The sequence below is a fragment of the Anaerofustis sp. LCP19S3_F7 genome (assembly GCF_052119445.1).
Taxonomy (GTDB): Bacteria; Bacillota; Clostridia; order Eubacteriales; family Anaerofustaceae; genus Anaerofustis; species Anaerofustis butyriciformans.
The window spans coordinates 1-10854 of the sequence record NZ_JBQKFF010000009.1 but is presented as its reverse complement, the minus strand read 5'-3'; the positions used below and the strand labels follow the sequence as shown (position 1 = coordinate 10854).

At 31.7% G+C, this 10854-nt stretch carries 9 protein-coding genes; all 9 read right to left on the bottom strand.

Going from position 1 to position 10854, the window contains the following annotated elements; all coding sequences use genetic code 11:
- Positions 1–5 precede the first annotated feature (5 nt).
- The gene (locus ACTQYZ_RS08485; RefSeq protein WP_441416392.1) at positions 6–647 is read right to left on the bottom strand and encodes a hypothetical protein; all 642 of its coding nucleotides are present in this window, start codon (positions 645–647) and stop codon (positions 6–8) included.
- Complete coding sequence (locus ACTQYZ_RS08480) at positions 644–1015, bottom strand: TnpV protein (RefSeq protein WP_441416391.1); 372 nt, start codon at positions 1013–1015, stop codon at positions 644–646. Before ACTQYZ_RS08480 ends, ACTQYZ_RS08485 begins: the two co-directional genes overlap by 4 nt.
- A gap of 67 nt (positions 1016–1082) precedes the next feature.
- Positions 1083–2489: an AIPR family protein gene (locus ACTQYZ_RS08475; RefSeq protein WP_441416390.1), complete on the bottom strand. Its 1407-nt coding sequence runs from the start codon at positions 2487–2489 to the stop codon at positions 1083–1085.
- Between the two features lie 359 nt (positions 2490–2848).
- Entirely contained in the window at positions 2849–4480 is a 1632-nt protein-coding gene (gene rlmD / locus ACTQYZ_RS08470) for a 23S rRNA (uracil(1939)-C(5))-methyltransferase RlmD (protein WP_441416389.1), read from the bottom strand.
- 75 nt (positions 4481–4555) lie between these two features.
- On the bottom strand, positions 4556–4975 hold the full coding sequence (locus ACTQYZ_RS08465; RefSeq protein ID WP_441416388.1) for a YjdF family protein: 420 nt from the start codon (positions 4973–4975) through the stop codon (positions 4556–4558).
- A gap of 178 nt (positions 4976–5153) precedes the next feature.
- Positions 5154–5840 carry an amino acid ABC transporter ATP-binding protein gene (locus ACTQYZ_RS08460; RefSeq protein ID WP_138269189.1) on the bottom strand — a complete coding sequence of 229 codons (687 nt, stop codon included), beginning with the start codon at positions 5838–5840 and terminating at the stop codon, positions 5154–5156.
- Between the two features lie 11 nt (positions 5841–5851).
- Positions 5852–6502 carry an amino acid ABC transporter permease gene (locus ACTQYZ_RS08455; RefSeq protein WP_138269190.1) on the bottom strand — a complete coding sequence of 217 codons (651 nt, stop codon included), beginning with the start codon at positions 6500–6502 and terminating at the stop codon, positions 5852–5854.
- Between the two features lie 31 nt (positions 6503–6533).
- On the bottom strand, positions 6534–7343 hold the full coding sequence (locus ACTQYZ_RS08450; protein WP_441416387.1) for a transporter substrate-binding domain-containing protein: 810 nt from the start codon (positions 7341–7343) through the stop codon (positions 6534–6536).
- A gap of 171 nt (positions 7344–7514) precedes the next feature.
- The gene (locus ACTQYZ_RS08445) at positions 7515–10442 is read right to left on the bottom strand and encodes a glucosaminidase domain-containing protein (RefSeq protein WP_441416386.1); all 2928 of its coding nucleotides are present in this window, start codon (positions 10440–10442) and stop codon (positions 7515–7517) included.
- Between the last annotated feature and the right edge of the window lie 412 nt (positions 10443–10854).

Genomic DNA, 10854 nt, shown 5'->3' with positions numbered 1-10854 from the left:
ATTTTTTATGCATATCCGATATAGAGTTCATACTGTGTATCGGATATTTTTTCTGCCCATATCCACACAAAAGTAAAGCCTTCAATATTCTTGTATCTATTCAATCTGCCTTCAATATCTGAGCCGATATTTTTGTTGTTTGCATTAGCAGATATGGGGTTGTCCCAACATTCGGTGGCTGTTTCATCAAGAGTTAACCCAATACTTTGAGCATAATTCTGAGCATAAAAAATCCAATAGTTGATATCAAATTCTTCACTTTGTTCATCTGCTGTCGTGACTTCCGAAACAGTATTTGTTGTGATTTCAGGCTCAGATTTTTCGCTTTTGGGCGGTTCTGTTTGCGTATGAGTATCTTGCTTCGGCTCGTTATTCGCTGTTGTGGCTTGAGAAAAAATCGGCTCATTTGGCACCTTTTCTGTACCGGTTTCAGCGGCAGTCGTCTGTGTTGTTTCTTCCGCAAAGGTACTTTTATCAACGGTTTCGTTTATGGTTTTCTCGGACAATTCTTCCGCTTGCGCTATGTCAAATACGGGATTACTCGATGAACTTTCAACAGCTTTTTTGCCCGGCTCGCTATGGACAGTGCAACCAACCGTACTAAAAATGAGAGTCAATATCATTGTGAATATTACGGTTTTTCTCATACAAAAATCACCTCGCTATCCACTATTTCCATTGCACGATTACGAATGTTATTCATCTTCTGTACCCATAGCATCGGGTTATCCACTTTCAGTTTTTCTGTAACATTTTCCTTTTCGGCAAGTGATTTGACAAGCTGTGAAAACATTGCTTCTGCTTGTTCCTCAATGTCGGCAAGATAAGGGTACAACTTTTCCGATGTGAGCAGATTATAGTATCTGATACGATGATGTTGTTTAAGATACTGTCTGTGTCGGTTTGCCCACACGCCGATATGCAGTTCATTTTGCTCTTTCGTTCTAATGCAAGGCAAGCAATAATCGCCCTGTGTTACATAATTTAATTTTTGATTTTCAAGTTCTTTGCTCATAAGAAAACCTCCTTGTATTTGGTAACACCATTTTACAAGGAGGTCTTTATTTTGTCGAATGTGTGGATTAATCCGCAGTCCAACGTGCTTCAAAATTATCTTTATCCATACTTAATCCATTGTTCAAGTTTTCAAGGATTTGTTTGCCGTTCGGCATCATTTTGAGTGTTGTTAAATAATTGCGGATTGCACCTCTTATGTCTTTTAAAGAAGCTTTTGATTTAATCCAGTTTTGAGGAACGAACATCTTTCCGTTGTCCATTGCTTCTGCCGATGCGTTTTCAATAGCCATATTTAAACAGTTACCAGCCATATCTATAACGTTATCTAATAGATTTTCAGAGGTAAGCTTTTTCAAAGCAACAGAAGGCGACGGAACGGAATCATTCATCTTGTTAATCTCACATAAAATAACAGAAATTGAATAAAGATGGTGATATGGGGCATAGGCTTTCATTGCTAAAAGCGTTTCATTTAATCCCATTGGGTTATCTTTATTCCACTTTTCATAAAGTTTATTAAACATCACATTCAAAGCCTGAACATTTTCCGGGGAGTATTCTCTGTGAAATAGTTGGTCAAAATACTTGTCGAATATTTTTGTTTCACTATATGAGATTGTAGGCCTTTGTGAATGCCAAGCAATAAGCTGTTTTCCTAAGTCCGTCAAATTAACAATGTGAGAAGTATTAAACTTGACCGAATCTACTTTTTCGCCACGTTTAGTAACAAAGTATCCGTCAGTATAGAATTGTTCATAAGCTTTTTTCAACGCAAGAACCGATTTATCATTACTACGAAGGTCTCTTGCTTTAACAGCGCTCTGACTGTTAGTTGAAGTGCTGATATTATCTGCTCTATCCGGATCGCTGATTTCATAAAATCTAAACATTACATAAGCGTCATCTGCCTTTTTCGCCGATTCACTGCAGCTAAACATTGTGTTAAGCGATTGACAACCGTTTACAACATTCAGCTCTTTCACCGATAATATTTTATCGTGAATTGTCATCTGCGAACAGATTGCCGTTATACCATTATGTAAGAAGAAAAAATCACTTGCATTCTTTTTTATAGTTTGAGCAATGCCTTTATTTACTTTATTGCTTGTACCTAATGATTGACGAACATTTTTACGAAACAAGCTCCCATCTTTAATTCCCGGAATTTTAATGCATTCTTTAAGAGGTAAAGCCACTATAACAGCTTTTGTATCTCCGATAGCAAGTTCCATATATTTTCCGTTTTCAAGCACAAATTCGTGATTAATATATGGTCTGTTCTTATTTAATGCTTCATCATATTTAAATTTTAGAGTATCATTATCGATTACATTGAGGTTAGCTTGTAGCACTTCACTCTCAGCGAGTTCTCTTTGAAAAGCAGCGAGGTCTGCTTTTGCCGATTCTGTAAGTTCTGATGTAGTAATAAGTTCAAAGCAAATTTCGTAATCATCTTCAATAGCATTTGCCATTTCATTAATTTTAACTTGCAGTTTGTGGTTTGCTCCATCCTGTAGATGAATTAAATCTTTTACTTGAATCCAGGAAGAAAGTACTTCTCGTAAAGGTGCAGAATCCACAGAATCACCGCTATAAAACTTGCCCTGAATTATGTAAATAGTGGACGATTGATTATCGATATATACAGCGTCAATTTGCTTATCGCCAGCACCGTCGGTAATGCAGTCTTTTGTTTCATATGTATCGAGGTTATGTATGTTGCGAAGATACCAAGCAACAAATCTCTGTCCGTCATTTGGATAATTTTGTTGGTAGTATTCTTGGGATATTTCTGACAGGATTTTATTATACATAGTGATTACCTCCAAAATTATATCATCTTGAAATGCCTTAAAGCACTCATAATAGCTTCTTCTTTATCTTTTGTGCATTGTGGCTGTTTAACGTTTTCGGATTTCGGCTTGTTATAATTCTCTCGCTCAATAATCCCACACTTGGTTTTAACTTGTGCTATGTTGAGCGATGAAACTTTTAAACCAAATCCTTCAAACACATAATCTTTGATTTCTTCATAAGTTGCCTTTGCTTCGGATGATGTTAAATCCAGTTCGTCCATATCAACGGTAATGTCGATATATGTATCCGGCTTTTTTCTAACCAACTGAACAACCGTCTCAACGTGACCTGTCTGAGGGAACATATCAACAGCTCTAACCTTCTTAACTTCATACCCTGCTTCAATAAAGAAAGGTAAATCCCTAATTAGAGAAGTTGCTTTACAGCTTACATAAACAAACTTCTTAGGTTTAAAAGAGATTATTTTGTCTATTGCTTTTGGATGAATTCCCGCACGTGGTGGGTCAAGAATTATAAGATCTGATTCTACATCAATTTTATCAACTTCCTCCAAAACATCACCACATATAAATTTACAATTATCTATTCCGTTTAATTTTGCATTTACCTTTGCTACTTCAATCGCTTCAGAAACAATTTCAATACCGTAAACTTCTTTTCCTTTATCGCTTAAAATTTGAGTTATTGTACCTGTACCGCAGTAAAGGTCAAGTATTACATCGCTTTTATCTTCACCGATAAAGTCTTTTACAACACTATATAATTTTTCGCTGCCAAGAGTATTTGTTTGGAAGAATGAAAATGCAGAAATTTTAAAATCAAGTCCCAAGCATTTTTCCATTATATAATCTCTGCCATAAACAATATTTATTTCATCAGCTAAAACAGCATCTGAAAAAGAATCGTTTATAGTATGCATTATTCCTACAATCTCTCCCTTTAAATCTAAGTTTAAAAGAATATCTTTATATTCATTTGTATCGATTTTATCCTGTGATGTAGTAACTAAATTTACAAGTATTTCTCCAGTATATAATGCTTTTCTTATTACTAAATGTCTTAAAGCTCCTTTTTTAGAAAATTTATTGTAATGTTTTATATTTTTTTGAGTAAAATAATTTAAAGTATTAAATAATATTTTTCTGTAATCTTCATCAACAATAAGACAATTTTCTGTTGAAACTATATTATGATGTTTCCCTTTTTCATGCATTCCAAGACATAACGGTCCATCCTTTTCCATATCACCAAAAGAAAACTCCATTTTATTTCTGTATTCTGCCTCTTTTGGAGATGCAATAATAGGAAGAAACTCTTCGTATTCTATACCTGCCTTATCAAAAAGTCCTCTTACATAATTTTCTTTTAATTCAAGTTGCTTTTCATAAGAAATATTTTGGAAAGAACATCCTCCGCATATTCCAAACTTTTCGCACATAGGCTCAATTTCATAATCAGCCTTCTTAATTATTTTGTTAATATTTCCTTCGGCTCTGTTTTTTCTTACTTTCTTTATGAATACTTTCGCAACCTGTCCGGCAAGTCCTCCTTTAACAAGAACTTTTTTATCTTCATAATACCCCATGGATTTTTCCATTGATACATTTTCTGTTATGTTAAGTTTAATTATATCTTTCTTTTTCATATATACCTCTTTTATTTCAATTTAACATCTTTATTTTACATTATAAGACGTAAAATGTAAAATAAAAAACACAGGTTATTTACCCCTGTGTTTTTCTTTCTTCTTTCTTTGTTTCATAGAGAAAAGTTCCTTTTGTCTTTGTCTTGCTTCTAACTTTATATTTTTCTTTACATTAGTTTTTCTTGATTCATATTGCATCTTTAGAAGCTCTTGTGATTTTGTGGAAATACTTCTCCCATTCATTTCCTTACTAATCATTCTTTTAATTCTTTTAGGATTAGTTACTTTTTTAATGTTACTTTCAAAATTGTAAGCACGATAAAATTTTAATCTAGAATAATGATTGTTATAAAACTCATAAATTTCATTATCCGTAGGCTCTTTTCCAAATGTAGTTTTACAAATTTCAAAAGTCTTATTAAAACGTCTTTCCACTACTCCCACATAAAATGGACTTTCAAAATATACCGTAAGTTTTACCCTTACTTCATCCAAAGAAATCCCTCCTTTTGTTTATTAAACAAAGAACGGACAACCAAGGAGGCAGGTTACTTATAACTATAGTTATGCCCGGACTACCAACCGCGCTGTGTTTTTATCTTTGCAAATTTTATATTATACTTATATATTTTACTTGTCAACAAAAAAAGAGGTGTTTTATCACCTCTTTAAATTATTCAGCTTTCAATTTACCAAGAAAAGCTTTCATTCTTTTATTTTCAGAGCTAAATACTTCTTCAGGAGTCCCCTGTTCTTCAATATAACCATTATCCATAAATATTATGTAATCAGCAACTTTCCTTGCAAAATCCATTTCGTGAGTTACAATGACCATTGTCATATGTTCACTTGCAAGGTCTTTTATTACCTTAAGTATTTCTCCTGTAAGTTCAGGATCAAGTGCAGAAGTAGGTTCATCAAAGAATAATATGTCAGGATTCATTGCAAGAGCTCTTGCAATTGAAACTCTTTGTTGCTGTCCACCGGATAGTTCGCAAGGATATGCATTTTCTTTATCCTCAAGCCCCATCTTCTTTAAAAGCTCTCTTGCTTCTTTATAAACTTCTTGTTTATTTCTTTTTTGTACTTTAATAGGTGCGTTTGTTATGTTTTTCATAACTGAGTGATGAGGGAATAAATTAAAACTTTGAAATACAAGTCCAAATGTCCCATCATATGAAATTGTACCGCTGTCTTCTTTTTCAAGATTTGTGGCACATCTAAGTAATGTGGATTTACCAGACCCCGAAGGTCCAATTATACAAAGAACTTCTCCTTTATCAACACTTAGAGAAATATCTTTTAAAACTTCAACACCATTAAAACTCTTCTTTAAATTTTTAATTTCAAGTAAACTCATGATATTTCTCCTTATCTATAATAGCTTAATTTCTTTTCAATATATTCCATTACAAAAGCAACAACAAAGTTAAATATATAATAGAAAATTCCTGCTGCTATAAATGCCGCAACTGAAGATTGAGCTGCTGCAATTTGTTTTGCAACTGTAAACATTTCTGGTATTGCTATTACAAATGATAGTGAAGTATCTTTTACAAGAGTAATAACTTCATTCGTTGTTGCAGGAAGAATTCTTTTTATTACCTGAGGGAAAATAATAATAAAGAAAGTTTGAACTTTATTATATCCTAGAAGTTTAGCAGCTTCATATTGTCCGTCAGGCATAGATTCTATACCACCTCTATAAATTTCCGCAAAATATGCGGCGTAATTTATTGCAAAACCTATTAGTACCGCAACCATTCTATAACTGCTGGAAATCTGCATACCAAATATATAATAAGGTCCCCAAAATACAACCATTAATTGAAGCATTAAAGGTGTTCCTCTCATTATTGATATGTATATTTTAAATAACCATCTAATTGGTGTTATTTTTGACATTCGTCCAAAAGCTATAATTAAACCCAAAGGAAGAGAAAAAATCAAAGTTAGGACAAATATCTCAATAGAGGTTATCATCCCACTGCTTAATTCACTAAACATTGTTCCTAAATCCATACAGTCATACTCCTAATAATTTTAATCTATGTTATTTACCGATACAAAGTGAACCAGGTACACCGAAATCAGCATATTTTTCTGCTATTTTATCTATAGTACCATTTTTTGCCATTTCATCTAATGTTGCTTGAACTTTATCTCTAAGTTCTGTATTACCTTTTTTAAATCCAACTGCGTATTGTTCAGAAGAAATAATTTCATCTAAAATAATAAATTCAGATGCTTTTCCTCTTGAGTTAATTTGATAATTTGCTACGCCAATATCCATTGCTATTGCATCACAAGCGCCTGCTTCTAAATCCATAAAAGCAGAATTATAGTCTGCAACTTCTGTAAGTGTTGCAAAAGTTGCTGCTAAATCTTTTTGATCTCCTTGTAATGCTGCTAAAGCTGAAGAATCTTTTTGTGTTTCAACTGTTTTACCTTTTAGTCCAGCAAAATCAGTAATTCCTGAGCTTTTTGAAACAACAACTACTTGTTTATTATCTATATAAGGTTCAGTCCAAGTATAATCATCTTCACGACCATTCATTGTAAAACCATTCCAAATACAATCTATTGTTCCAGAATCAATTTCCATATCTTTTGAATCCCAATCAACAGGTTGTTTTACAAGTGTCCAACCATTTCTATCACAAACTTCTTGTGCTAAATCCAAGTCAAAACCTACATAATTTCCATCAGAATCTTTATATCCATAAGGTGGAAATTCTGCATCAAAACCTACAACAAAAGTATTTTCATCATTTTTTACTTCTGATTCCTTGCTTCCACAACCTGTTAAAGTCATGCCCGCAATTAAAATCAAAGCAAGTAATACTACAAATTTTTTCTTCATAATAAGTACCCCTTTAAATTTTTATTACTATATAAAAATAGTTATTTTATTCTACCATAATTTCAGATTATTTGCAATATTCAAACAATTTATATTGCAATATAAAAAAGAACAAGAAGGATTAATCCAACTTGTTCTTTTATTTTTTTTACTTTTTTCATTTATTTCTTATTAGTTTAATTTATTCTTCTTAATTAATACAAAACTTATTGTTATAGAAGCAATAGCTGAAAGAACAAATAATGAAGTCCATAAAGCTATATTATTTTCATCAGCTGTATTAACTGTTTCAACACTTCTGCTTTGAGCATTATTATCACTACTTTGACTTTGTGAGTTTGCAACAGAATCTTCTGATTTACCTACTTCTACATTACTTTTATCACCTGATGAACCGTTATTATCATTATTATTTGTTATAGCATTATCACCCTTATTGTCGTTATCGTTTGTATTGTTAGCATCATCTTTTGGATCATCTGTTGTAGACATACTATTGTTATTATTATTTGCATCGTTTAATGCAATAACATAAGGAGAGAATCCATCAACATCTATTTTTACTTGACCATCTTCTACTTTAGCTTTAAATGTTTCTGTAAATACTACGCCATCAACTTCAGCAAAATGAAGTACTACAACCTCTTCATTATTGTATTTTTCATCTACATTAAAACCAAGTGAAACACTTTGTCCTTCTTCTAATTCATTACTTAAAGAAATATCATATACACCTAAAATTGTGTTACTTTCTACTCCTGCAGTTAATTGATCATAATGACTATCTTGTTCGTTAATTTCTTCAACTAATAATTTTGTATCTGTAGGTAAAACACCATTAACAAATATACCTGTATTTTTATCTTCAAGTTGTTGTTCTATAACTTCAACTTTATTATCTTCATTACCATTATTAGATGAACCGTCTGTATTTCCTTGATTATCACCTTCTTCAGGTTTTGTAACATCTCCGCCATCACCTGATTGATCTCCATTGTCAGGATCAGTCACAGATGAACCAGAATCACCACCGCCTTGAGAAGTGTTGTCATCTTTATCAGGATTAGTAACTTCACTATTATCATTATCTTCTTTCACAACAACATTAACTGTTGCAGTAGCACTCTTTGTAGAATCAAGAGTTGAAACTGCTTTAACTGTTATTGTTTTAGCTGTTTCATTTGAAGCAATTTTTAATAAACCTGTAGAACTAATTGTTGTATCAGAACTTTTTTGTCCACTTATACTCCATTTTAAAGTTTGTGCAGGACTTCCTGTGCCTGTTACAGAAACACCAAAAGTTTTACTACTTCCTTGTTCTAAATCAATAGTTTCTGGATTTATCACAACTTTACTTACAGTTACAGGATCTTTTACTGTTATACTTTGATTAACACTCTTTATAACTCCGTCATATGTATAGCTAATTGCTATACTTGTTGTTCCTGTTTTTAAAGCAGATGTTGAATATTTTACATTTTTTGTAACATCACTTGTACTTCCATCACTGAATTTTGCCTTTACAACCATTCCTGTTGCATCAAAAGTTTCTCCAGCTGTGTATGTTGTTTTATTTGGTGCAGTTGAAATTGAAATTGATGACAATGTTTTACTTACAGTCGCACTTCCATTATTTACAATAGTAACATAATCAGAAGAAATATAAGCATACATATTATCAAAATCATATTTACCACTACTGCTTATTGCTGTCTTAGAAGAATTTAGTACTGGTTCACTTTGAATTTTATAGAATGAATTTGTAGCTTTTGAATTTAAAATTAAAACAGCATAATTTGAATATGTATCAGTATTGTATAATACTTTACCTGATGTACTTGCACTATTTCTTACATTAACACTATTATGAACTGTATTAATTGTATCTTTTATACCAATAGTATATTTACCTTCGTCTTTTTTTCCACCATTTTTATCTAAAGAATATGCCATATTTGCAGCTTTTTCTCCCCAATATGGGTCTGATGCATAACTTACATTGATACCGCTTCCTTTATTACCTAAAAATCCACCTTTCATTCTCCAGTCATTTGGATTTAGATAACCTTTTGACATATAAGATTCAGTAAATTGTTTTATACATTCATCAATACTTGCATATGTACTAGCACTTGTTCCAGGAGAACTATCAACAGCATTTAAACCGAATAAGTTATTTTTATTTTTGCAAATAGAGCTTGTTCCCCATGCACTTTCATTACCGGCTACACCAATAGATAAAAGAGCATTTACACCATATGTATTTTGATATTTTAAGAATGTACTTGCAGTATTTTTCATCTTTGAAGAAAATGATGTATAATCACTTATTCTTTTATTTAATAATGTATTTAATGAACTTGAACTATATGATGTTTCACTTCTTAAAGGAAGGTATTGAAAATAATTATAGTATGGATTACTTTTATTTACAGAATTTGTACGTACACCTTTAGTATAATCATTAAGCATAGTACTATAACTTGTATAGAAATAATGTCCATCATAACTATAATAAGTCGTTCCGCTCTTCAAATATGATGGAGCTTTGCCATTATCCAAAGATGTAGCATGTCCAGGTGTAGTCATATCACATGTAATATAATGAATAAGCCTTCCAGCTGATACTTTATAACAACTTGAAGATTTTGCACTAGAAAAATCAATAACTTGTACATCATCGGCATCTACCCAACCAACAACACCTGAAAGCATGAATTTAACTTTTCCGTTACTTGTTCCTAAATAAGCCGCATCTGCACCATAAGCACCATTAGTATATCCAGAAACGCCAGTTGAAACTTCTGTATAATTAGTTACTGCATTACCTTTTGTTCTAAAGTTTACAATTTTTACAGAAGAACTTCTTGAACTAAAAGTTGAAACTCCGTTACTTTCAACTTTTCCAATATCATCGTCTTCTACATTAAAAACGTCCCCATCAGTATCTACACCAGTAGCCTGATCAAGTTTTGTTTGGTTTTCGTCTTCTAATCCCGAAGCAGCATTTACAACACTGAAATTTTGAAAACTAAAAACCATTAATAAACATAAAATTGTTAAAATAAAAGTTCCTAAATTTTTTCTTATTTTTGTCACGGTCGCACCCCCTTTAAAGCTTAATCCTCTTTAGACAATAATCTACAATAAATATATCATTATTTCCATTTTTTTTCAATTAAAAGTTACATAATACACACAAATTTCACATAAAAAAATAACTATATACTATATATTGTACATATATTACATATAAACACAACCATAAATATAGTTATTACATTTTTACATATTGTTTGTAACATTATTTTTATATAAAAATAATGCAAAAATCTCCTTACTTTTTAGTCATTTTAAAATATATATAACTTTATATTCCGTAAAATTTTTATTGCATTAAAACTTACTATTCGTTAAATATTAATATATGTATACTATCACCTACACTATCTTACTATCTGAAATATCATATAAACGCTGTCTCTTATACACATCTGACGCTGCCGACGAT

What these genes read in the sequence shown, in the direction of transcription:
- ACTQYZ_RS08485 (WP_441416392.1), bottom strand. Translation starts at nt 647, where the DNA reads ATGAGAAAAACCGTAATATTCACAATGATATTGACTCTCATTTTTAGT.
- ACTQYZ_RS08480 (WP_441416391.1), bottom strand. Translation starts at nt 1,015, where the DNA reads ATGAGCAAAGAACTTGAAAATCAAAAATTAAATTATGTAACACAGGGC.
- ACTQYZ_RS08475 (WP_441416390.1), bottom strand. Translation starts at nt 2,489, where the DNA reads ATGGCAAATGCTATTGAAGATGATTACGAAATTTGCTTTGAACTTATT.
- rlmD (WP_441416389.1), bottom strand. Translation starts at nt 4,480, where the DNA reads ATGAAAAAGAAAGATATAATTAAACTTAACATAACAGAAAATGTATCA.
- ACTQYZ_RS08460 (WP_138269189.1), bottom strand. Translation starts at nt 5,840, where the DNA reads ATGAGTTTACTTGAAATTAAAAATTTAAAGAAGAGTTTTAATGGTGTT.
- ACTQYZ_RS08455 (WP_138269190.1), bottom strand. Translation starts at nt 6,502, where the DNA reads ATGGATTTAGGAACAATGTTTAGTGAATTAAGCAGTGGGATGATAACC.
- ACTQYZ_RS08450 (WP_441416387.1), bottom strand. Translation starts at nt 7,343, where the DNA reads ATGAAGAAAAAATTTGTAGTATTACTTGCTTTGATTTTAATTGCGGGC.